The sequence below is a fragment of the Roseimaritima sediminicola genome, assembly GCF_009618275.1.
In the GTDB taxonomy this organism is placed as follows: Bacteria; Planctomycetota; Planctomycetia; order Pirellulales; family Pirellulaceae; genus Roseimaritima; species Roseimaritima sediminicola.
Genome location: NZ_WIAD01000014.1, coordinates 35932 through 56687 on the forward strand (window position 1 = coordinate 35932; position 20756 = coordinate 56687).

A 20756-nucleotide genomic window follows, 5' to 3' on the forward strand; every position below is an offset into this window, starting at 1 on the left:
AAAACATTTGATCCTGCCCCGAGTGGCCAGAACGAACGAGCAAGGTTATGGGACAAAAAGTCAATCCAATCGCATTCCGAACGGGCGTCACCCGTGGATGGTCCAGTCGTTGGTATGCGTCGAAGAAAGACTTTCCTGAACTGCTGTTGGAAGACAAGAAGGTTCGCGAATTCATCAAGAACCATCCCAAGAAAACGCAGTACCGCAATGCCGGAATCGACCGCATCGAAATCGAACGTACCCGGGATGAGGTTCGCGTCATCCTGTACGTGGCTCGTCCGGGTCTGATCATCGGCAAGAAGGGTCAGGAAGTGGAGATCCTGCAGGGTGAACTGCAGAATTTGATCGGCCGCCGTGTCAACCTGAAAGTCGAAGAGGTTGGGCGTCCGGAACTGATGGCGCAGTTGGTGGCCGAGGACATCGCCCAACAACTGAGCAAGCGGTCGAGTTTCCGCCGAACCATGAAACGTTCGATGGAACAGACCATGGATGCCGGTGCCAAAGGGATCAAGATCCAGTTGGCCGGGCGTCTGGGCGGTGCCGAAATGGCTCGCCGTGAGAAGCAGCAAAGCGGCTCGATTCCGCTCAGCACGTTAAACGCAAAAATTGATTACGGATTCACCGAAGCGATGACGCCACAGGGGCACATCGGTATTCAAGTGTGGGTCAACCAAGGTACTTACGGAGACGACGCCGATGGCTCTGATGCCGCGACGGGTCAAACATCGAAAAAGCCAAAGAGGACGTATAAAAGGTAACGCGACGCGCGGCAATCGCGTGGTCTTTGGTGACTACGGTATCCAGTCCCTGGAGCCTGGTTGGATCAAAGCCGCCACGATTGAAGCGGGTCGTATCGCTGCCCAGCAATACGTCCGTGGTGAAGGCAAACTGTACATCCGCATCTTCCCCGACAAATCCGTCTCCAGCACGCCGCTGGAAACCCGGATGGGTAAGGGGAAAGGTGAGCCCGACTTTTGGGCGGCCTCGGTCAAACCGGGGACCGTGCTGTATGAGTTGAGCGGTGTGACCGAACAACAAGCCAAGGTGTGCTTTGCACGTCTGGCCAGCAAAATGCCTGTCAAGGTCCGGTTCGTCGCCCGACGACCGGTTTAACTGATTCATACATTCCGTGACCGGGCCGTTCGGCCGAAACGAACGGTCGGCAACGCCTACGAGATGTCCCATGAGCAAAGCCGCTGAACTTCGCGAAATGAGCGACGAGCAGTTGGAACTGACCTGCAAGGAAACGGCCGAAAAACTGTTCCGCTTGCGGTTCCAGTCGCAGTCGGAACGGCTGGACGTTCCCAGTGAACTGAAGAAGAACCGCCGTTTGATCGCGCGGATCAAGACCATCCAGACCGAGCGGGCCAAGTCCTAGGGACACCGCCGCGGCCCGCCTTCGGGCCAGCCGAGCACTGCCGAGACCCGTGTTGTATGAGTCCGGTGGTCCATTGAATTTTGTAACCGATTAAAGCCTACGTTTCAGTCAATCCATCATGCCAAAGCGCGTTGTAACCGGGATCGTCACCAGCGACAAAATGAGCAAGACGCGGCGCGTCGAAATCGCTCGCCGGGTCAAGCACCCCAAGTACGGCAAGTACGTCAAGCGGCGTACGATCTGTTACGCCCACGACGAGGAAAACACCTCCGGTGCCGGCGACTTGGTGGAATTGATCGAGTCGCGGCCGATGAGCAAGCTGAAGCGTTGGGAGTTGACGCGGGTGATCGAGAAGAGCACCGCCGTCGACCTGGCAGCCCTGAGGGCCGCTCGCAAGCACGCCGCCGAAACCGAAGCCATCGAAGCGGCGCACATCGGTGACGAAGACGAAGCCCAACCGGCCGCCGACAGCGACACGACCGACAACAACACCGAGAACGCTCAGTAACCCTGAACGTCCTTTCGGCCCTGATCCCCTATTAACCGCTTCGCCGCGGCCCCTTCGCGGCGAAGGCCCAACCACACAAAACGAACCTGCCGGGAATCGGCTTAGTTTCATGATTCAGCAAGAAACACGACTGGATGTTGCCGACAACACCGGTGCTCGGGAAGTAATGTGCATCAAGGTGCTGGGTGGTTCCCGACGTCGCTTCGCCACGATTGGCGATGTGATCGTCTGCAGCGTCAAGAGCACGATCCCGGGCAGCGAAGTCAAGAAGAAAGCCATTGTGCGAGCGGTCATCGTGCGGGCCAAGCAGCCCACGCGGCGCGGTGACGGCAGCTACATCCGTTTTGACAGCAACGCCGTGGTCTTGATCGATAAAGATAAAGCCCCCCGCGGTACCCGTATCTTTGGTGCGGTCGCCCGCGAGCTGCGCGAGCAGAACTTCATGAAGATCGTCAGCCTGGCCAACGAAGTCGTTTGAGCCGCGGGCGAATGCCAGACCATCTTCCGCAACCCAATCCATTACACACTTATAGATCGCAGTACCGCAATGTTGTTTCGCGTCGATGACCAAGTAGTCGTGATTACCGGAGCCGACAAAGGCGTCAAGGGCAAGATCCTGAAGGTCGATCGTCAGAACCGCAAGGTGCTCGTCGAAGGCGTGGCGAAGGTGTATAAACACGTCCGCCGCAGCCAGAAGAACCCCCAGGGCGGCCGCTTGAGCAAAGAGATGCCGATCGACGTCAGCAACGTGATGTTGGTCGACCCCAAGACCGGCGAACCGACCCGGATCGGCGTCCGTTACCTGGACGACGGCAGCAAAGAACGATACGCCAAAAAGTCCGGCAACAGCCTGGGCAAGATGAGCCCCGCCAAGCCGCGCTACGCCACCCAGTCGTAGCCCCCATTCGCACAACCGTTTTCACACCAGCTCGACCACTTTCGCCGAGCGCTACAACGAGAACCCCAGACCATGGCATCCGTACCACGGTTACAACAGAAGTATCAAGAGCAGGTTCGCTCCGCACTGCAGGAGAAGTTCAACTTCGCCAACGTGCATCAGATCCCGCGTCTGGAAAAAGTCACCATCAACATGGGCGTCGGTTCGGCGGTCGGTGACAAGAAGCACCTGGACATCGCCTTCGATGCCTTGACGGAAATCGCTGGCCAGAAACCTGTCTACACCCTCGCTCGCACCTCGATCTCGAACTTCCGCCTGCGGGAAGGGATGCCGATCGGATGCATGGCGACGCTGCGTCGGGCTCGGATGTACGAGTTCATGGACCGCTTGATCTCGGTCGTGTTGCCGCGTGTTCGTGACTTTCGCGGGATCAGTCCCAAGAGTTTCGACGGCCGGGGCAACTACAGCATGGGCCTGGTCGAACAGTTGGTGTTTCCGGAACTGAACCCGGACAAATACACCCGCCCCCAGGGCATGAACATCACGGTCGTGACCACGGCCGAGAACAACGATCAGGGTCGTGAGCTGCTGCGGCTGTTGGGCATGCCCTTCCGCGAGAGCAAGCCCAAGGGCTCCGCAGCGTAATTAGTCCGTTCTTCGTCCATACAATGAATCGCAAAACCGATAGGTAGCCGCCCAGTGGCCAGCAAATCAAAAGTCGCCAAGGCGAATCGAGAACCCAAATTTTCTACCCGCCGTGAGAACCGTTGCAATATCTGTGGACGCCCGCGTTCGGTGTACCGCAAGTTTGGCCTGTGCCGAATTTGTTTCCGCCAGTTGGCGGATAAAGGCTTGATTCCTGGCGTCCGTAAGAGCAGCTGGTAGGGGACCGATACCATGATGACCGACCCAATCGCAGATATGTTGACCCGCATCCGCAACGCCGTTCGAGTGGAACGACGCTTCGTGGATATTCCCGCCAGCCGCGTCAAACGCGGCGTCGCCGACGTGCTCAAACGCGAAGGCTTCATCTGGGACTGGAAAGAGGTCGAAGCCCAGCCCGCTGCGGTGCTGCGAATCGAACTCAAGTACGGCCCCAATGGCGAACGCGTGATCCAGAGCATCCGCCGCGTCAGCAAACCGGGACGCCGCCAGTACAGCGGCAGCCGCGAACTGAAACCCGTCCTCGGTGGACTGGGCATCCGTATCATCAGCACCAGCCGGGGCGTGATGAGCGACCGCGAAGCACGCCGCGACAAGGTCGGCGGTGAAGTGCTGGCCGAAGTCGCCTAAACCACCGGGGCTACACCTCGACACGGGTCGTCGCGGCCCTGCCGCAGGTTCCAATCCAATCAGATCACCTTTTAAACCTTTGCAGTTGTCATGAGTCGTCTAGGCAAGAAACCGGTCACCATCCCGGGCGGTGCAACCGTCGCGGTCGACGGCCGTACAATCAGCGTTGAAGGCCCCAAGGGCAAGCTGGAATACATGCACCGGCCAGAGGTCTCGGTCAGCGTCGATAGCGATGCCGGCCAGGTTACCGTCACCCGGGAAGAAGACTCCCGCGATGCCGGCGCCTACCATGGCCTGACGCGGACCCTGATCCAGAACATGGTCGTCGGCGTGACCGAAGGTTACGAGAAACGGCTCGAGGTCGTGGGCGTGGGTTACCTGGCGGCGATCTCCGGCGACACCCTGCAGTTGCGGGTGGGTTATGCCAATGAACTGCACAAAAAGATCCCGGCCGAGCTGGACGTCACCTGCCCCGACCAAACCCACGTGGTGGTCAAGGGCTGTGACAAACAGAAGGTTGGCCAGTTCGCCGCGGAAGTCCGCGCCCTGCGTAAACCCGAACCCTACAAGGGCAAGGGCGTGCGTTATCAGGGTGAACAGGTCAAACTGAAACCTGGTAAAGCGGCCGGTAAGTAAACCCACTTGGCAATCAACCGACCACGCTCGTTGGTCCGCATAGAGTAAGACGATGGATAAGAACAAGAAACTGAATGTCAAACGGCTGCGTCGTCGCCAGCACGTCCGCAACAAACTGCGTGGCACCGCTGAAGCGCCTCGGCTGTCGGTCCAGCGCAGCTTAAAACACTTCGCCTGCCAGCTGATCGACGACACCGCGGGCAAGACGTTGGCCAGCGCCAGCACCCGCGACAAGGACGCCCGCGATTCGATCCAGTACGGTGGCAACTGCGACGCGGCCGCTGCGGTCGGCAAACGAATCGCCGAAAAGGCTGCCGCCGCGGGCATCACTCGCGTGCGTTTGGATCGTGGACACAACCGCTACCACGGTCGCGTCAAAGCCTTCGCCGATTCGGCTCGCGAAGGCGGATTGCAGTTCTAAGCCGGCTGGCTGAAGACCCCACGAAGCGCGACCGCCGTTGTCGATTAGGTGCCCGGTCGCTGTGCTCCTGTTCCCCGAAACCAACTAAACATTCGAGTCGAACGTGTCTCAATCAACTCAACCCGGCGAATTGCTCGATCGCGTCGTCAAAATTAAACGCTGTGCTGCCGTGGTCAAAGGCGGTCGCCGCTTCAGCTTCGCAGCCATGGTGGTCGTCGGTGACGGGAAAGGTAAAGTCGGCTGGGGTTACGGCAAAGCCAACGAGGTTCCGCCCAGCGTCAGCAAGGGCCAGAAACAGGCCAGCCGCAATATGATCGAAGTTCCGGTTGTCGACGGAACGATCCCCCACCAGGTCTGGGGCCATTTTGGCGCTGCCAAAGTGCTGCTGATCCCCGCCGGTGCGGGTACCGGTGTCATCGCCGGACAAGCCGTGCGTGCGGTCTGTGAAGCAGTTGGTTTGCACGATATCCTGACCAAGAGCTACGGCACCAACAATCCGGTCACGCTGGTCAAAGCCACCATCGATGCCCTCAGCAAGCTGCGGACCCGCGAACAGGTCGCCGCCCTGCGTGGACTCGACCCCGCCGAACTGATGGGCGCCACCGCCCCGGCCCCGGTCAAGGCAGAGAGCGCCGAGCAGGCAGCGAGTGCCACGACCGAGAGCGCCGAATAAATCCTCCGTCCAAATTTTGCAAGTCAGAAGACAAAGCCATGAATCTCGAAGACGTCCATCGCGGAATACACAAGCACAAGGCCCGCAAGCGGATCGGCCGCGGCCCCGGCTCGGGTACTGGCAAGACGTCCGGTCGAGGCCACAAGGGTCACAAGAGCCGTAGTGGTTACTCGCGTAAACCCGTCTTCCAAGGCGGTGCGATGCCCATGATTCGCCGCATCCCCAAACGCGGCTTCAACAACAAATGGGGCGTCGAGGTGTTCGCCGTTAACGTGGCTGCGCTGGACAAGGCTTTCGAGGACGGTGACGAGGTCACCCTCGAGGCGTTGGCCGCCAAGCACGTCGCCACCGGAACCTTCGACGAAGTCAAAATCCTGGGCGACGGCGAGCTGACCAAGAAACTGACCGTCACGGCTCATCGCTTCAGCAAGCAAGCCGAAGAGAAGATCACCAAGGCCGGCGGTACCGTCAATCGTATTGCTCCCAAGCGAACGCCCAAAGAACGCGTTGCCGCACTGAAGTCTGAAAAGAACGGCTAGCACGACCGCAAGGATGTGGGCATCGCGGATTCCCGTCTCGCATCGGTCAGCGGGAATCGCTAGATTGTCGGCGGCCGTCCACTTCGGCCGCCGTTTTGTTGTTACTTCCAGCGCCGCCCGTTTGCTGCGCTTGTCCTCCGTCGGACGAATGGACACCCCGCGATGTTAGAAAAGATTCGCATCATATTCTCGATCCCGGAACTGCGTCGCAAGATTTTGCTGACGCTGGGTCTGTTGGCGATTTACCGCATCGGTTTCCATATTCCGTTGCCGATGATCGCGGCCCCCGACGAGAGTGGCCCCCAGGGCGGTGCCGCCGACTTCTTCGAAAAGGTCAGCATCTTTGCCGCCAGTGACCTGCGCAACGCCACGATCTTCGGTCTGGGCATCATGCCCTACATCTCCGCGTCGATTATTTTTCAGTTGCTCGGCAGCGTCTGGAAGCCGCTGGAAGAACTGAAGAAGGAGGGCGAGGCAGGCCGCAAGAAATTAAACGAATACACGCGGTATCTGACCGTCTTGATCTGCCTGGTGCAGAGCTACCTGTACCTCAGCCTGATGCTGGTCGGTGGCGACCGTATCGACCCCGACTTTTTGATCGACGGATCGTTGGGCATCGGCTGGCAAATCGCTGCCGTATTGGTGATGACCTGCGGCACGGTGTTCCTGATGTGGCTGGGCGAGCAGATCGACGAGTACGGCATCGGTAACGGGATCAGTTTGTTGATCATGGCCGGGATTTTGGCCCAGATGCCTTCGGCTCTGTTTGAGTTGATCAACAACATGGAATACAACCTGGTTGGACTGGGCAGCGGCACGATCGGGGTGGAGACCTTGATCATCCTGGTGCTGTTGTTCGTCAGCGTCGTGTTTGGCGTGGTGTTCATCACGCTGGGCCAACGCCGGATCCCGACCCAGAGTGCCAAATTTACCCGTGGGCGACGCGTCTACGGCGGCACGCGTCAGTTCCTGCCGCTGCGAATCAACCAGGCCGGCGTGATGCCGATCATTTTCGCCAGCAGTCTGTTGATGATCCCCGGTGTGCTGTTGGGTTTCTTGGCCGGACGGTTCGAAGGGCGGACCAGCGAAGTGCTGAACGCAACCAGTATCACGCTCGGTGACGGAACCTCGTACATCTACAACATGATGTACGTGCTGTTGATCTTCTTCTTCTGCTACTTCTGGACGGCGATCACTTTTAATCCCAAAGAGATGTCCGACCAGTTGAAGGAGAGCGGCACGTTCATCCCGGGTTACCGTCCCGGCAAACGGACGACCGATCACCTGGAACGCGTCATGGTCCGCATCACCTACGTCGGAGCCGCCTTCCTGGCGATTGTCGCAATCGTCCCGACAATCGTGTATGCTTCGCTGAACGTGCCCTACTCCATCGCAGGTTTCTACGGTGGGACGGGATTGCTGATTGCCGTGAGTGTGGCCTTTGATTTGATCCAAAAGATCGACAGCCACCTGGTGATGCGAAACTACCGAGGAATGCTGGAAGCCTAGGCTTGGGCGATCCGGTCGCTGTCCCCTCAGGCTGCAAGAGAGCGTCATGCGGATCGTCTTTATCGGACCGCCCGGAGCCGGCAAGGGCACGCAGTGCAAACGGCTGACCGAGCGACTGCGGATCCCTCATCTGTCCACGGGCGATATGCTGCGAGCGACGCTCCAGCAGCAATCCGCCCTCGGGCGGCAGATCGCCTCGTTCATCAATCAGGGTATGCTGGCCCCTGATTACCTGGTGATGCGAATCGCCAAAAAACGGTTGCTGGAACAGGATTGCCAACGCGGCTGCCTCCTGGACGGCTTCCCCCGCACCATCCCGCAGGCTCAGTTGCTGGACGAGTTTCTCAGCAACCTCGGATGCCGACTGGATCTCGTGCTGCACCTGCACTGCCCGCAGGAGGAACTGGTCAAGCGTATGCTGCGGCGAGCGATGATCGAGTTCCGAGCCGACGACACGGCCGAAACCATCGCCTCGCGGCTGCGCATCTTCCGCACTTCGACCGAGCCGCTGCTGGAGTACTATCGTGAGCGAGGCGTTCTGTGCGATGTCGATGGCATGCAGTCGCCCGAAGAGGTCGCCCAGCAGATCGCCGACCATGTGGCCTCACGCCAGGCCAGTTGATTGAGAGGACGGCGATGAGATGCCCGTTTTGCAAACACGATAACGACCGCGTCGTCGACACCCGGGCCATGGAAGACGGCTTCCTGATCCGCCGTCGCCGCAGCTGCGGAACCTGCCACCGCCGGTTCACCACCTACGAACGGCTGGAAGAATTCGATATTCGCGTCATCAAACGCGACCAGTCCCGGCAACCGTTCGATCCCGAAAAGATCCGCAGAGGAATCGAACGCGCCTGCTGGAAGCGTCCGGTCAGTACCGAACGGATCCAGTTACTGGTCCAGGAAATCGAAACCGAACTGTACGTTGACGGTGCGATGGAGATCGCTTGTCAGGCGATCGGCGAGCTGGTCATGAAGCGTCTGTACGCCGTCGACGAAGTGGCCTACGTCCGCTTTGCCAGCGTCTACCGCGACTTCGCCAACGTCGATGATTTCTTCCGCGTCATCGAAGGCATCCGCGAGTAGCGATCCGCCCAGTGGCATAGGCTTCCAGCCTGTGAACAGTAGCATAGGCTTCCAGCCTGTGGTAAACCGTACTCCTACTCCTACTCCTACTCCTACTCCTACTCCTACTCCTACTCCTACTCCTACTCCTACTCGTGCTCGTACTCGTGCTCGTGCTCGTGCTCGTGCTCGAAATTCGGCGTTTCCCAGTAACCATCCCGCTCAAAGCAGGTCGAGTACGAGCACCGCTGCGCTGAGTACGAGCACCGCTGCGCTGAGTACGAGTACCGCTGCGCTGAGTACGAGTACGAGTACGAGTACGAGTACGAGTACGAGGACTGCTGCCCCTGAGGACGAGAGCCGCCACCTTCTCGCTCACGGCAGTTCGATATCCAGCCCGTGATTGAAGCGGTTGGTAAAGTTGGCCAGGGCGACGGCGGCGGCCAGCGTGACCAATTGCGGCTCGTCGAGAAACGCTTTCAGTTGCTCGACCACCTGCGTGTCCACCTGCGCGGTGCGCGTCAGTTGCTCGGTATAGCGCAGCACGGCCTTCTCTTGGTCGTCGAAAACGTCGCTGTCGGCAAAGTTGTCGATCGCCGCCAGCTGCTCGTCGCTGATGCCGGCCTGCTTGGCCGCCTGTTGGTGGTAGTGCGAGCAGTAATCGCAGCGATTGATCTGCGAGGCTTTGAAATAGGCCAATTCGCGATATTTGGCTGGCAAGTCGTTCTGCAGGCCATCATTGATCTGGGTCAGACCGCCGAGAACATCGGGCTGGTGGGCAGCGGTCGAAAAGATGTTCAGCGACTGCCCGAATTTCTTTTCGATCGCCTTGAGGATGGGTTGCGATTTTTCCGGGGCATCGTTTGTCTGCAGAGGGGCAACATGCGGCATGAGGGTCGTTCCTTGAGTTGCAGCGACAGAGATTACGGGACACACAGTCCATACTACAGGCCAATGGCCTTGGGATGGGCAGCGTCCGCCACCGAAACAATCGAGCTGCCGCTCCGGGGGGGAGCGGCCGATCGAGGCCTTCGATCAGCTATCCTCAGAATCTCGGCGATTCGCTAGGATAAACGGGTTCATTGGCTGAGTTTCATTGTGAGACGAGATGGTAGCTTATTTGAAGGTTCGCAGCGGTCCCGAAGCCGGCAGGCAGTACCCGCTGGATCCGAGCCGCACCATGCACGTCGGACGCGGTAGCAATTGCGAAATCGTGCTATCGGATCCGATCGCTTCGCGCTTCCACGCGGTGGTCTATTTCGAGGACGACCGCTGGCAGGTCCGCGATACGCGCAGTCGCAACGGCATGCTGGTCAACGGTCAGAAAACCGATCACGCCATGCTGCTGGATCAATCGGTCGTCCAGGTCGGTGGCACGGAACTGCAACTGCACGCCCCCGAAGACGAATCCAGTGACGAGCAGGTGCTGTCGCAGACCGTCCAGTTGGATCGTCCGATGTCGGACCTGACGCTGGTGGGAGCCGACGTCCATACGGCCACCGCGGCGATGCTGCGGACCGAGACCGGTCACCTGATGGACCTGTACCAGTTGAGCCTCAGCCTGCTGCAAAGCGCCGACCCCGAAGCGGTATCCAACCTGGCGGTCGAACTGCTGCGCGATCGCACGGGTTCGGACGTGGTGGGATTCCTGTGGGACAGCGGCAATGGCCGGCTGACTCCGGAGCGTGTTTTCCCGCCCGGCGCTGTCGGCCGCGTACGGCTCAGCCGCAACCTCACGCAGCGCGTCGTCCAGGACGGCGAGGCGATCTGGATCAAAGAACGTCCCGAAGCGCTCGAAGGCTCCACCTCCAGCGATCAATGGTCCGATGCGATCTGTGTCCCCATGATGTCCCAGGACACGTCGATGGGCGTGCTGCACCTGTACCGTGAACAGAGTCGTTTTCAGACGGCGGATTTCGAGTTCGCCGTGGCTTCGGGACGCCTGATCGCGGCCGCGTTGGCCAGCGTCCGCAAGACCCACGCCCTGCAGACCGAACACCGTCGTTTGGCCGATCGCAACGCCCACAGCGACGAACTGATCGGCAACAGCCGCCCGATGATCAAGCTGAAGGAGAAGATCACCCGCATCGGCCGTGCCAGCGGTTCGATTTTGGTTCGCGGCGAGAGCGGCTCGGGCAAGGAACTGGTTGCACGGGCCCTACACCGGGCCAGTCCCCGCAGCGAACGCCCGCTGCTGAGCGTGAACTGCGCGGCGATCCCGCGGGACTTGATGGAGAGCCAATTGTTCGGCCATCGCAAAGGAGCCTTCACCGGCGCGGACGCCGATCACACCGGCTGGTTCGAGCAAGCGCACACCGGAACGCTGTTTCTTGACGAGATCGGCGAGCTGACCCTGGACGGCCAAGCCAAGCTGTTGCGGATTCTGGAAGGCCACCCGTTCCTGCCGGTCGGCGGGGTCAAGGAAGTGAACGTCGACGTCCGTGTGATCGCGGCCACCAACCGCGACTTGGCCGAGTTCGTACGGGAACGCAAGTTCCGCGAAGACCTGTACTACCGGCTGAGCGTGTTTGAGTTGATCGTGCCGCCACTGCGCGATCGGGGCGATGATATCGCGATGCTGCTGGACCACTTCCTGGAGCATTTTCGCCGCCAGCACGGTCGCCCCAATCTCCAGCTGGACAGCGTCGCCCGCGAGCATCTGCTGCAGTACCCCTGGCCGGGCAACGTCCGGCAGCTGCGCAACGTCATCGACAGCGCGGTCGTCATGGCCGAAGATCCGATGATCGAGCTCGAGGACCTCGGGCTCCGCGACGCCGGCGTCAGCGCACTGGACACCCTGCGGATCGACCTCTGGGAGAAACGGCTGATCCGCAAAGCCATCAAGCGGACGCAGGGCAGCATTCCCGAAGCGGCGAAGCTGCTGGGGATCAGCCGAGCGACGGCCTATCGCAAGATTGCCGAATACGAAATCGACCGCTGACCGCCCCCCGTAACCGAAGGCGCCAGACAGTGTCGCCTTTCGCTCCGCCGAAAGTAGCCCTCCGTAGCCGAAGGCGGTAGACAGTGTCGCCTTTCGCTCCGCCGAAAGTAGCCTCCGTAGCCGAAGGCGGTGGACTTTGGACGAGAGAGACTTCGCCCCAAGGGGGCAACCCTATGTCAGCCCAGGGCAACGCCCTGGGTAATCCCGCACAACACCGATCTCCAGCCCCAAGGGGGCGGCCCTAACACCAGACCGCCGGCACACCGCACCAAACACCCCCAAACATTCACCACGAAAACGTCCAAACAACCCCGGCCCTGACCCCACACGCAACTAGGGCCGCCCCCTTGGGGCTTGCGGTGAACGACATACCAAAACCCAGGGCGTTGCCCTGGGCTGACGTACGGCCGGCCCGTTGGGCCTGGATACCGCGACCGTCGGCGACGCCGAAACCGTTGGGCCGCGTGGCCGTTGGCGACGCCGGGACCGTTGGGCGTCGTCGCCGCGTTGTACGCGGTGTGCACCCTCGTCCAACACCAAATTCACCACACGTCAACACATCGACGCGTACCGCGCCGACCGGTCCGCCCCAAGGGGGCAACCTTATGTCAGTCCAGGGCAACGCCCTGGGTAATCCGGCACAACATTGATCTCCAGCCCCAGGGGGGAGGTCCTAGCATCAGACCGCCGGCACACCGCACCACCCCCCCCAAACATTCACCACGAAAACGTCCAAACAACCCCGGCCCTGACCCCACACGCAACTAGGGCCGCCCCCTTGGGGCTTGCGATGAACGACATACCAACCTCCAGGGCGTTGCCCTGGGCTGACGTACGGCCGGCCCGTTGGGCCTGGATACCGCGACCGTCGGCGATGCCGCGACCGTCGGCGATGCCGCGACCGTCGGCGACGCCATGACCGTCGGCGACGCCATGACCGTCGGCGACGCCGGGACCGTTGGGCGTCGTGGCCGTTGGGCGTCGTCGCCGCGTTGTACGCGGTGTGCATCCTCGTCCAACACCAAATTCACCACGCGTCAACACATCGGCGCGTACCGCGACGACTGGTCCGCCCCAAGGGGGTAACCCTATGTCAGCCCAGGGCGTTGCCCTGAGCTGACTTAGGACCGGCCGCTTGAACCTGCTACCCCCCAGGCGTCGCCTGAGTTTTCGCAACAGCAACCGGCGCGTCCGCTGATCTCGACTCTCAGCGTTCCAAGCGCTGGCGAATTCAGCTACGCCCCATCGCAACCACTAACCCTCATCCGGCGGCGTCGTGGGCAGGTTCAGCTGCAGCCGTCCCTGCCCGCCGACCTGCTGGTTGCTGGGCACGACCACACCACAGCTGACCACGAACTGGATTGCCTGGTCGATCGTCAGGTCCAGATCGACCGCCTCGCTTTTTCGCACCGTGATCGTGAACCCGGTCATCGGCATCGGCGAGGTGGGCATCAACACGCTCAGGACCGGTTCGTTGGCCGCGGCCGTGATGTCGGCCATGGAATTACCGGTCACGAAGCCGACCGACCACATGCCCTTGCGCGGATACTCCACCGCCACCACTCGGTTGAATTCGATGTCTCGATCGCTGAACACAAAATCGGTGACCTGTTTGACCGATCCGTAGACGTTGCTGATCACCGGCAGGCGACTAATAAAGCCGTCGAACATATTCACCAGCCAGCGGCCGATGCCGTGGGTGAATAGCCGCCCGAGGAAGTACAGCACGACCAGGAAGACGATCAGAAAGATCGGCACCACCATGTACCGCGGCAGGTAACGCAATTCGACGTAGCGGTGCCAGTAGGCGTTGGCGGTCGCCGGCGCCGGCTGGTAGGGCCCCAATCGTTCGAGATTGCTGTTCACATACTGAACGACCTCCGAGGGCAAGAAACGCTTGCCGGTCGGATCCGGAATGTACTTTTGGCCGTCGGCATAAAACCCGGCCGACAGATCCCCGGGCTGGACCGGCTCGTAGCCCTCGGGCGGCACGGTCAGCGACTCGCTCATCGCCAGCACCACCGCGTAACGGATCCCGGCCTCCATGGGCCGCAGGATGTAGCTTTCGATCGCGTTCCAAGCCCAGATGAACAGCACCAATGTCAGCAACGGGGGCATGACGACACCCAAACCGCGCAGGATGGCACGCCGAACAGGGCTCGCGTCCGGCTTGGGCTCGGGCGGCGTGGCGCTATGCACTGGAGTCATCGCTTTTGGATCATTCTGGTTATGCGGGGGAGCGGGAGCCGGTTGCTCGGGCGAGCACGACCATGGTCACTTCGGTGGCGCCGGCTTGTCGCAAGGCGCCGGCCGCGGCATTGGCCGTGGCCCCGGTCGTCAGGACATCGTCTACCAACAATACGTGTTTGCCCCGGGGTGAAAAGCCCGTCAACGAGAAAACATAGCCCGTATTTACCGCAAAGGAACCATCCACGTTCTCGCGTCGCTGTGCGGGGCTGAGCATGCCCTGCTTGCGGGTGTGCCGGATGCGGCGAAGCAGGGGGCGAGTGGCGACCGCTAGCGACCGGCCCAGGGTTTCGGCGATCACCTGAGAAGGCGTGCCGCGACGCTTCAGCCGGCGCCGCCAATGCGAGGGGACGGGGCAGACACAGTCGATCCCCAACTGCCCGAGAGCGGCCCCGTGATGCTGGGCCAACAGGGCGGCCAGCGTCTTGGCAACGACCCGACGCGACGGCTGCTTGGCAAGAATCACCGCCTCTTTCAAGACGCCTCGATAAGCCCCGAGAGCAAAGGTTCTGGCGAACCGCAGCGGCTGTTTGCGGCAGTGTACGCATCGAGGCTGCGAGCCGTCATCGGCCTGCATGCCGTTGCTGACCACCGGCAGCGGCATCGCACAGCGAGGACAAGTGCGAGCCGGCTGGCAAGCCGCCAGACGCGTGCGACAGCGAGAACACAACGCTCGAGCCGGCGGAGGCGTTTCCGCTCCGCAAAACACACAGGACATGGGCAGGATCGCCGCAAGCGTCCAGTGCCCAACCCGCTGCAGCCGGCAGGCAGCCTGCCGCAACCGGTCCCGCTGCTGCAGCCAGTGCTGCTGCTGCCACCAGTGCTGCGCCGCGTCCCCACCGCGAGGCATTAGCGCCGCAGGCTTTTCTTCAATGAGCGTTGCGTAATAAAGCGAGCCTGTTTCTTTTCCAATACCGCCAACTGGCCATCAAACCAAGCGTCCAGATGCTGGATCGACTCAGGCAAACGACGAGTCAGTTCTTCCCAGTGCTGGCCATCGGGCCGAGGCACCGCAGGGGTCCGATTATCAGATGATGTAGTCATGGGAGAGACTCCGCTAGCACTCCATTGCAGGTTGATAAACAAAAGCCGATTGCGGCCAGATTTGGTCTTCACACCCCGAAGACCCATTTCGCTTGATTCAGGTTCAATGCAATCGGTGCGCCGCACCGCGACGACACGTCCGGAAAAAGCTCCTAAGTCGCTTGCAGGAAAAGGGTTAGAAATAAAACACGCTTTTTTTGCTTTGACGACAAGCGATGCGTGAACGCGACAGCGTTGTCTCATTCTGCCATCACTGACTGCCAAAGTGCCGCCGGAAATGGCCGTTTGCATGGATAGCACGCCGTTAACGCGCCTCTAGCGCCCGGTCATTCCCCCTTAATTGTACTTCGGCAAACGAGCTTGCCTACCTGGAGCAGCAACAAAATCTTTGGCACTTTCCACATGTGGGGGGCTGCGATCACCGTACCGGGTTGTCGGTACCTGCCGTCGGTGCTGGGCTGTCGCCGATCTCGCCAGAGAATGGATGAAAGCGGCGAAAAAGCCCAAACAACTGGCGACTTCAGCGACGGCCAGACCCTGAAATCTGATGCTGACGCAGCCCTAGCTTCCGAAGACCATTTTGTAGGCAAGGTAGATGGCAACTGCGGCCAGGATCAGCAGGAACGTCTGCCGTTCCTGGCGTCGCATTTGTCGTCGGCGCGATTCGTCCATGGTGCGGGAACTGCCTCAGCTGCCTTCGCGCAGCAGATCCAGATACTGCTGGGCGTGTTCTCGTTCGGTCCGCGGCAGCGAAGCGTTTTCCACCGGATCGCTTTCTTCGGACAAGGCTCCGCGAACGGTCTCTTGCAGCTCCTCGCGTGAGACTCCCTTCTTGTTGCGGCCCCCGGCCACGCCGGCGATGATGGCTCGGCCCTTCTGGGCCTGGCCGCGAACCTGAGATTCGTAGGTGTTGGTGTCGTCTTCGGCTTCGGGGCGTTCGCCCTGTCCGGCACCGCGGCCCAGGCCGTTACCGGGTTGCTCGCCGAACTGGTTCCCCATGCCGCCACCTTGGCAACTGGGACAGCCGCCGCCCTGACACTGCTGGCACCGCATCTGGTCCTTGGCCTGCCCCAGTTCTTCCATGGCCGCGTCCAATTCTTCCAGCTCTTCGAGTTCCTGCTGCATCTCGCCCAGCTCATCAGCCAGGCTTTCCATGGCTTCGGCGGCGGATTGCGAGTCGCCGTTCTGCATCGCGTCGGCCGCCTGTCCCATGCTTTCGGCCATCTGCTTCATGCGATCCATCTGCTCCTGCTTGGCCTGCATCTGGTTCAGTTTCTTCTGCAGCTCGTCGGCGTCGCCATTGCGTCCTTCGCGTTTGGCCTTTTCGATTTGCCGCTGCAGCTCCTGCTTGGCCTGCTCGTGTTTGCGGACCATGTCTTCCATTTTTTCCTTCATCTGCTGGACCTGTTCGCCCAGCTGTTTCTTTTCCGCTTCGCTCAGCTCACCGCGCCGCATTTTTTCGGCCAGCTCGTTGATCGCTTTCTGGGCAGTCGAAAAATCGCCTTTTTCCAGCGATTTAGCGACTTTCTCGGCCGGTCCTTTGCGCATGTCGCCGCTCAGGTCCGAGAGGCTCTTGCGCATCTGGTCGGGCGACCCCAAGCGTTCGCGGCGTTCTTCCAGCGACTTCTTCAGGTCGTTCAGGGCGATCATGGCGTCTTTGCGATCGACGTTTTCCTTCTTGATCACGTCGTCGACTTTGCGTTCCAGTTTATTGAACAGGTCTTCGGCATCAGCCAAGCCCTTTTCCTTGGCTTGATCGCGGGCGTTCTGGATCTTGCGTTTGAGGATCTTAGCCGAGCGTTTCACCTGTTCGGCTTCCTGTTTGGCCGCCAGAGCGGCGCTGGCGTCGACTTCGTTTTCCCGCGTGGCGTTGGGAATGAACACCAGGATGGCCAGCATGGCCACGGGGATCAGCGGCAACAGGCCCAGACGAGCGGGCTGCAGACGAAACCGCTGGCCGATTTCCAACTGGGCCGCTCGCCGCTGGGCATCGGCGATCAACGCCTGACCGGCTTTGCTGTCGCGGTCGCCGGCGGTCAACGAAAGCGAACTGCTGAGCCGTTCGCGAAGCTGAAATCGACGATCCACCTCGGTGGCAGCTTCGGTCAACGAAGGCCCCCGCCACCAGGTCCAAACCGCCGCGGCCAACACCCCGGCCGCCACCGCCGCGGCCGTCCAGCCCCAGTACCAGTGGACCGAATCGATCGACAAGGCCCAGATCTTGGGAACAGCAAAGGCCAGCATGGCCACCATCAGCGAGACGAACAGCGACCACGAAACCACTCGGCCGAAGTGCTGCAGCAATAACCGGCGTCGCGCTCGAGATACCTGAGTTTCGATTTGGTTCATGCTCCTGCCGCTCGCAAAAGAAAGGGATCGGAAAATCACCCCGGCGCGGTTAATTCCGGCCGCCCAGCCCTGTTAGTATAAAGGCCTGAGTAGGGCTCGGGGGGGTAGGAAAACGCCGCCCGCGTTGGTTTTTGCTGGTTTTTACGACACTCGCCACCTTCCAAACGGCTCTTTCAGAAAGCGGACACGTGCAAAACTCAATGTCGCTGCCCGATCCGGACGCGTTTCCTTGCGACGATGTCGATGTCGTTATCTTCGATGGGCACTGCGCGTTTTGTCAGTCCCAGGTGCGGAGATTGCATCGCTGGAGCGCCGGTGCAAAGCCGCTGGCCTACCTCTCGTTGCACGATCCGCGGGTGGCCCAGCGGTATCCGCAGCTGAGCCATGAAGCGCTGATGCAGCAGATGTACGTCGTTTCGGCCGAGGGCACGGCCTACGGCGGCGCCGTGGCGGTGCGTTATTTGTCTCGCCGCTTGCCGTTGCTGTGGTGGGCCGTGCCCGTGCTGCACCTGCCGGGATCGGCCGGCGTGTGGCGGTGGCTGTACGGTCAAGTCGCCAAGCGGCGCTATCGCCTGGCCGGCAAGACCTGCGACGGCGACGCCTGCCGCGTCCATCTGTAGAAACCGCAAAGCCGTAGCTGAAGTCGCCAGACTTTGGACGCTGTTGCCATCTCGGCTGGGACAGCCGAGCTGCTTTGCTGGGACAGCCGAGCTGCTTTGCTGATCAAGGCGATGCGCCCGGCGGCTCGCCCGCCGCTGGGGGCAGACGCGGATCGCGGAAGAATTGGCGGTCGTTCAAACGCGGCCGGTGCGGCGTCGATGGATAATGCCCCTCGTAGTAAGGCGGCACCTCATAACCGCTGCCCGGAATGCTGGGATACGGGTTGGGGATCCCGCTTCCATAGCCCGGTGGGTTTCCATAGCCCGGTGGGTTTCCATAGCCCGGCGGAACCTCGCCGCCGGAATCACCGTCTCCCCGATAGCCACCGTAGCCGACGCCCGGGTAGGGAAAGGGGCCGTAACCGCCCAGCGGACCGAGGCCTGCCAGGGGGGCTCCCCAAGCGGCGTAGGGCTGGGAATAGGGCCGATACGGGAACCGCCATTCACCATAGGGACGCACTGGGTCGCCCCATTTTTCGACACGATGGTAATTGTCTGCCGAGGGGCCGAACTGCAGCGAGCTGCGAGCGTGCGTGTATCCGCTGGTGCGAAAGTTCGACACCTGAGGCGCGTAGGCGGCCGCGGGCTGGGCGTACTGTTCGACTCGCTGGCCGTAGGCGTCGTGCGTGTAGGTAGAGGGCAGGGTCAGCCAGTCGGCGGCCGCAGCCGCGCCGGGAACCAACACCGACAGGCCTGCGAGGACTGCCGTGGCGAGGCAAAACCGAATCGGACGAGCCATGGAGAACATGGATTCCCAACATAGTTCACGATTTGCGTCCGGGCGGAATCGGGAGAAATTAATTTCCGCGAACGCCCTCCGCCGGGCAAATCAACCCGTACGATCCGCACCATCATGCTAACCGCACCCCCCAAGCCCGTCGCCCCGACGCAAATGGAATCGATTCCTAAGAACGATTTCGTCTGGCGACTTCAGCTACGGACGGGGTGACTGCTCTCTGCGACGATGCGGGCCCACTGGCGATACTCCTGATAGGGCTGGTCGTAGGCGGCCGTTCGCTCCGGCCGCGGAGCCAGGATGTCGCGCTCCGCTTCGGCGACGCCCGCCATCGCGGTCGCGGCGGCGGCGACCGAGTCGAACCCAGAAACCTCTGGTCCGGCGGCCAACATGCCCAGCACGGCCGCACCGGTCGCCGGCCCCTGGGTCGAGGGATGAACTTCGATTTCGGCATTCAGGACATCCGCATAGACTTCGACGAACGCTCGGTTGTGATGCGGCAATCCGCCGGTGGCGACGAAGCGATCGATCGGCACCCCGTGCTCCCGCAACCGCTCGACGATCCAGCGCAGCCCGAACGCGGAGGCTTCCATCAGGGCCAGATACAGATGCGCCGGGCCGTGTTCCAGTCCCAGGCCGGCGAACAGCCCGCGCAGCGAACCGTCCATCAGCGGCGTGCGGCAACCGTTCATCCAGTCCAGACAGCGAACCCCTTCGGCACCGGGCGGCAGGGCCATCGCCTCGGCCGCCAGCGTGTCGAACGAGTCCAGCCCCAGCAGATTGCGGAGCCAGGCAAAGGCGTCGCCCACGGCGGCTTGTCCGGTCTCGTAGCCGAACAGGCCCGGCAAAATACCGCCTTCGACAACGCCCGCCACCCCGGGCACGTCGTGCCACCGGCGGCTGTTCAGCATGTGACAGCTGCTCGTGCCCATGACCATGACCAACGTCCCGGGATCGGCCGCTCCCACGCCCGGCACCGCCGCATGGGCGTCGATGATTGCGGTCGCCACCGGGGTTCCGGCAGCCAGCCCCAGTCGCTGGGCCATCGCCGGGCACAGCCTGCCGGCGACTTCGCCGGGAGCACGCATCACGCCGGGCAGTTTTTCGGCGGCCGCGGCAGCCAATTGCGGATGCACCGCGGCCAGATAATCCTGCGCAGGATAACCCTCGGCGGCCGACCACATGGCCTTGTACCCGGCCTGGCAGGTCGAACGGGCCAAGCCGTCGGCCGGGCCGCCGACCAACTGCCACACGAACCAATCCCCGCCCTCGATCCAGACTTCGGCCGCCTCGGCCACCTCGGGCGCCCCTTCGATCGTTTCCAGCATCTTGGGAAAGAACCATTCCAGTCCGATCGTACCGCCGTAGCGTTTTAAAAAGGGCTCGTCTCGCTGCCGGGCCACCTCGTTCATCCGCGCGGTCTGCTCGAGCGCCCCGTGATGCTTCCACAGTTTGGGCCAAGCCAACGGCACGCTGCGGAGGCGGTCGACCTGGCACAGCGGCGTGCCGTCGCGGAGCGTGGGCAACATGGTGCAGCTGGTAAAATCCACCCCGATGCCGACGACCGCCCCGGGTTCAAGCCCGCTGTGCTGTAGCGCCGCCGCGGTGGCTTCGGCGGCGGCGTCCAGCCAATCTTCGGGGGCCTGCAGGGCGTATCGCGCCGGCAGCGGTTGGTCGCTCGAGGGCAACGTCGAAACGATCTGGCCGTGCGCAAAAGCGGCCTCGCCCAGGCCTCGGTGAGCGCCGTCGCGGTCGATCAATAAAGCGCGTACCGATTCGGTTCCAAAATCCAACCCCAATGCGACCTTGTCCATCCGTTTCTGCTCCGTGAAGTCGTTGTCATGTCGTGGTGTGCGTGCC

25 protein-coding genes and 1 pseudogene are annotated in these 20756 nt (G+C 61.6%); 19 read left to right on the plus strand and 7 right to left on the minus strand.

Annotated features, from left to right (window positions below; genetic code table 11):
• Positions 1-47 precede the first annotated feature (47 nt).
• The 16 genes and pseudogenes from rpsC to nrdR all read left to right on the plus strand — a co-directional run bounded on the left by rpsC (position 48) and on the right by nrdR (position 8941).
• Positions 48-758, plus strand: coding sequence for a 30S ribosomal protein S3 (gene rpsC / locus GE027_RS09365; RefSeq protein WP_153556930.1), 711 nt, complete (start codon positions 48-50; stop codon positions 756-758).
• Positions 706-1113: a 50S ribosomal protein L16 gene (gene rplP / locus GE027_RS09370; protein ID WP_237607430.1), complete on the plus strand. Its 408-nt coding sequence runs from the start codon at positions 706-708 to the stop codon at positions 1111-1113. The genes rpsC and rplP overlap by 53 nt, the downstream gene beginning before the upstream one ends.
• Before the next feature lie 70 nt (positions 1114-1183).
• Positions 1184-1378 carry a 50S ribosomal protein L29 gene (rpmC, locus tag GE027_RS09375; protein ID WP_153556932.1) on the plus strand — a complete coding sequence of 65 codons (195 nt, stop codon included), beginning with the start codon at positions 1184-1186 and terminating at the stop codon, positions 1376-1378.
• A gap of 118 nt (positions 1379-1496) precedes the next feature.
• Positions 1497-1886 carry a 30S ribosomal protein S17 gene (gene rpsQ, locus GE027_RS23895; protein ID WP_153556933.1) on the plus strand — a complete coding sequence of 130 codons (390 nt, stop codon included), beginning with the start codon at positions 1497-1499 and terminating at the stop codon, positions 1884-1886.
• Between the two features lie 109 nt (positions 1887-1995).
• Positions 1996-2364, plus strand: coding sequence for a 50S ribosomal protein L14 (gene rplN, locus GE027_RS09385; RefSeq protein WP_153556934.1), 369 nt, complete (start codon positions 1996-1998; stop codon positions 2362-2364).
• Positions 2365-2433: 69 nt separating this feature from the next.
• Positions 2434-2784: a 50S ribosomal protein L24 gene (rplX, locus tag GE027_RS09390; protein ID WP_153556935.1), complete on the plus strand. Its 351-nt coding sequence runs from the start codon at positions 2434-2436 to the stop codon at positions 2782-2784.
• A 72-nt stretch (positions 2785-2856) separates the two neighbouring features.
• Positions 2857-3429: a 50S ribosomal protein L5 gene (gene rplE / locus GE027_RS09395; protein ID WP_153556936.1), complete on the plus strand. Its 573-nt coding sequence runs from the start codon at positions 2857-2859 to the stop codon at positions 3427-3429.
• Between the two features lie 54 nt (positions 3430-3483).
• Complete coding sequence (locus GE027_RS09400) at positions 3484-3669, plus strand: type Z 30S ribosomal protein S14 (RefSeq protein WP_153556937.1); 186 nt, start codon at positions 3484-3486, stop codon at positions 3667-3669.
• A gap of 12 nt (positions 3670-3681) precedes the next feature.
• Complete coding sequence (rpsH, locus tag GE027_RS09405) at positions 3682-4077, plus strand: 30S ribosomal protein S8 (protein ID WP_153556938.1); 396 nt, start codon at positions 3682-3684, stop codon at positions 4075-4077.
• A 90-nt stretch (positions 4078-4167) separates the two neighbouring features.
• A complete protein-coding gene (gene rplF, locus GE027_RS09410; RefSeq protein WP_153556939.1) occupies positions 4168-4713 on the plus strand; it encodes a 50S ribosomal protein L6 in 546 nt (181 codons plus the stop codon).
• 52 nt (positions 4714-4765) lie between these two features.
• A complete protein-coding gene (rplR, locus tag GE027_RS09415; protein WP_153556940.1) occupies positions 4766-5134 on the plus strand; it encodes a 50S ribosomal protein L18 in 369 nt (122 codons plus the stop codon).
• A 103-nt stretch (positions 5135-5237) separates the two neighbouring features.
• A pseudogene (gene rpsE, locus GE027_RS09420) lies at positions 5238-5735 on the plus strand (30S ribosomal protein S5); the annotation flags it as partial.
• 110 nt (positions 5736-5845) lie between these two features.
• Positions 5846-6346, plus strand: coding sequence for a 50S ribosomal protein L15 (gene rplO, locus GE027_RS09425; protein ID WP_153556942.1), 501 nt, complete (start codon positions 5846-5848; stop codon positions 6344-6346).
• Between the two features lie 162 nt (positions 6347-6508).
• Positions 6509-7855 (plus strand): preprotein translocase subunit SecY, encoded by a 1347-nt coding sequence (gene secY / locus GE027_RS09430; protein ID WP_153556943.1) that lies wholly within the window; start codon positions 6509-6511, stop codon positions 7853-7855.
• Between the two features lie 46 nt (positions 7856-7901).
• Positions 7902-8477, plus strand: coding sequence for an adenylate kinase (locus GE027_RS09435; RefSeq protein ID WP_153556944.1), 576 nt, complete (start codon positions 7902-7904; stop codon positions 8475-8477).
• Positions 8478-8491: 14 nt separating this feature from the next.
• Entirely contained in the window at positions 8492-8941 is a 450-nt protein-coding gene (gene nrdR / locus GE027_RS09440) for a transcriptional regulator NrdR (protein ID WP_153556945.1), read from the plus strand.
• Between the two features lie 354 nt (positions 8942-9295).
• Here the strand turns inward: nrdR and GE027_RS09445 are convergent, their stop codons facing one another.
• Entirely contained in the window at positions 9296-9811 is a 516-nt protein-coding gene (locus GE027_RS09445) for a carboxymuconolactone decarboxylase family protein (protein ID WP_153556946.1), read from the minus strand.
• A 217-nt stretch (positions 9812-10028) separates the two neighbouring features.
• On the opposite strand from GE027_RS09445, the gene GE027_RS09450 reads away from it, so the two are divergent.
• Both GE027_RS09450 and GE027_RS09455 read left to right on the plus strand, forming a co-directional pair.
• Positions 10029-11861: a sigma 54-interacting transcriptional regulator gene (locus GE027_RS09450; RefSeq protein ID WP_153556947.1), complete on the plus strand. Its 1833-nt coding sequence runs from the start codon at positions 10029-10031 to the stop codon at positions 11859-11861.
• Between the two features lie 846 nt (positions 11862-12707).
• Entirely contained in the window at positions 12708-12947 is a 240-nt protein-coding gene (locus tag GE027_RS09455; protein ID WP_153556948.1) for a hypothetical protein, read from the plus strand.
• Positions 12948-13115: 168 nt separating this feature from the next.
• On the opposite strand, the gene GE027_RS09460 is transcribed toward GE027_RS09455, so the two are convergent.
• The 4 genes from GE027_RS09460 to GE027_RS09475 all read right to left on the minus strand — a co-directional run bounded on the left by GE027_RS09460 (position 13116) and on the right by GE027_RS09475 (position 17501).
• Positions 13116-13979, minus strand: a complete 864-nt coding sequence (locus tag GE027_RS09460) for a DUF502 domain-containing protein (protein ID WP_237607421.1) — start codon at positions 13977-13979, stop codon at positions 13116-13118.
• Between the two features lie 109 nt (positions 13980-14088).
• Entirely contained in the window at positions 14089-14958 is an 870-nt protein-coding gene (locus GE027_RS09465; protein WP_153556950.1) for a ComF family protein, read from the minus strand.
• Positions 14958-15443, minus strand: coding sequence for a hypothetical protein (locus tag GE027_RS09470; protein WP_153556951.1), 486 nt, complete (start codon positions 15441-15443; stop codon positions 14958-14960). Before GE027_RS09470 ends, GE027_RS09465 begins: the two co-directional genes overlap by 1 nt.
• Positions 15444-15839: 396 nt before the next feature.
• On the minus strand, positions 15840-17501 hold the full coding sequence (locus tag GE027_RS09475; protein WP_153556952.1) for a hypothetical protein: 1662 nt from the start codon (positions 17499-17501) through the stop codon (positions 15840-15842).
• 188 nt (positions 17502-17689) lie between these two features.
• Between GE027_RS09475 and GE027_RS09480 the strand changes: the two genes are divergently transcribed.
• Complete coding sequence (locus GE027_RS09480; protein WP_237607422.1) at positions 17690-18121, plus strand: thiol-disulfide oxidoreductase DCC family protein; 432 nt, start codon at positions 17690-17692, stop codon at positions 18119-18121.
• A gap of 103 nt (positions 18122-18224) precedes the next feature.
• On the opposite strand, the gene GE027_RS09485 is transcribed toward GE027_RS09480, so the two are convergent.
• Complete coding sequence (locus tag GE027_RS09485; protein ID WP_153556953.1) at positions 18225-18899, minus strand: hypothetical protein; 675 nt, start codon at positions 18897-18899, stop codon at positions 18225-18227.
• A 191-nt stretch (positions 18900-19090) separates the two neighbouring features.
• The gene (locus GE027_RS09490) at positions 19091-20710 is read right to left on the minus strand and encodes a ribulokinase (RefSeq protein ID WP_153556954.1); all 1620 of its coding nucleotides are present in this window, start codon (positions 20708-20710) and stop codon (positions 19091-19093) included.
• Positions 20711-20756 lie beyond the last annotated feature (46 nt).

Coding starts and splice junctions, on each gene's coding strand:
- nrdR (WP_153556945.1), top strand. CDS start 8,492: ATGAGATGCCCGTTTTGCAAACACGATAACGACCGCGTCGTCGACACC.
- GE027_RS09435 (WP_153556944.1), top strand. CDS start 7,902: ATGCGGATCGTCTTTATCGGACCGCCCGGAGCCGGCAAGGGCACGCAG.
- GE027_RS09485 (WP_153556953.1), bottom strand. CDS start 18,899: ATGGCTCGTCCGATTCGGTTTTGCCTCGCCACGGCAGTCCTCGCAGGC.
- rpmC (WP_153556932.1), top strand. CDS start 1,184: ATGAGCAAAGCCGCTGAACTTCGCGAAATGAGCGACGAGCAGTTGGAA.
- rplO (WP_153556942.1), top strand. CDS start 5,846: ATGAATCTCGAAGACGTCCATCGCGGAATACACAAGCACAAGGCCCGC.
- GE027_RS09460 (WP_237607421.1), bottom strand. CDS start 13,979: ATGCCCCCGTTGCTGACATTGGTGCTGTTCATCTGGGCTTGGAACGCG.
- GE027_RS09470 (WP_153556951.1), bottom strand. CDS start 15,443: ATGCAAACGGCCATTTCCGGCGGCACTTTGGCAGTCAGTGATGGCAGA.
- GE027_RS09445 (WP_153556946.1), bottom strand. CDS start 9,811: ATGCCGCATGTTGCCCCTCTGCAGACAAACGATGCCCCGGAAAAATCG.
- GE027_RS09490 (WP_153556954.1), bottom strand. CDS start 20,710: ATGGACAAGGTCGCATTGGGGTTGGATTTTGGAACCGAATCGGTACGC.
- rplF (WP_153556939.1), top strand. CDS start 4,168: ATGAGTCGTCTAGGCAAGAAACCGGTCACCATCCCGGGCGGTGCAACC.
- GE027_RS09465 (WP_153556950.1), bottom strand. CDS start 14,958: ATGCCTCGCGGTGGGGACGCGGCGCAGCACTGGTGGCAGCAGCAGCAC.
- rplP (WP_237607430.1), top strand. CDS start 706: ATGCCGCGACGGGTCAAACATCGAAAAAGCCAAAGAGGACGTATAAAA.
- rplE (WP_153556936.1), top strand. CDS start 2,857: ATGGCATCCGTACCACGGTTACAACAGAAGTATCAAGAGCAGGTTCGC.
- rplN (WP_153556934.1), top strand. CDS start 1,996: ATGATTCAGCAAGAAACACGACTGGATGTTGCCGACAACACCGGTGCT.
- GE027_RS09450 (WP_153556947.1), top strand. CDS start 10,029: ATGGTAGCTTATTTGAAGGTTCGCAGCGGTCCCGAAGCCGGCAGGCAG.
- rpsH (WP_153556938.1), top strand. CDS start 3,682: ATGATGACCGACCCAATCGCAGATATGTTGACCCGCATCCGCAACGCC.
- rplX (WP_153556935.1), top strand. CDS start 2,434: ATGTTGTTTCGCGTCGATGACCAAGTAGTCGTGATTACCGGAGCCGAC.
- rplR (WP_153556940.1), top strand. CDS start 4,766: ATGGATAAGAACAAGAAACTGAATGTCAAACGGCTGCGTCGTCGCCAG.
- rpsC (WP_153556930.1), top strand. CDS start 48: ATGGGACAAAAAGTCAATCCAATCGCATTCCGAACGGGCGTCACCCGT.
- rpsQ (WP_153556933.1), top strand. CDS start 1,497: ATGCCAAAGCGCGTTGTAACCGGGATCGTCACCAGCGACAAAATGAGC.
- secY (WP_153556943.1), top strand. CDS start 6,509: ATGTTAGAAAAGATTCGCATCATATTCTCGATCCCGGAACTGCGTCGC.
- GE027_RS09475 (WP_153556952.1), bottom strand. CDS start 17,501: ATGAACCAAATCGAAACTCAGGTATCTCGAGCGCGACGCCGGTTATTG.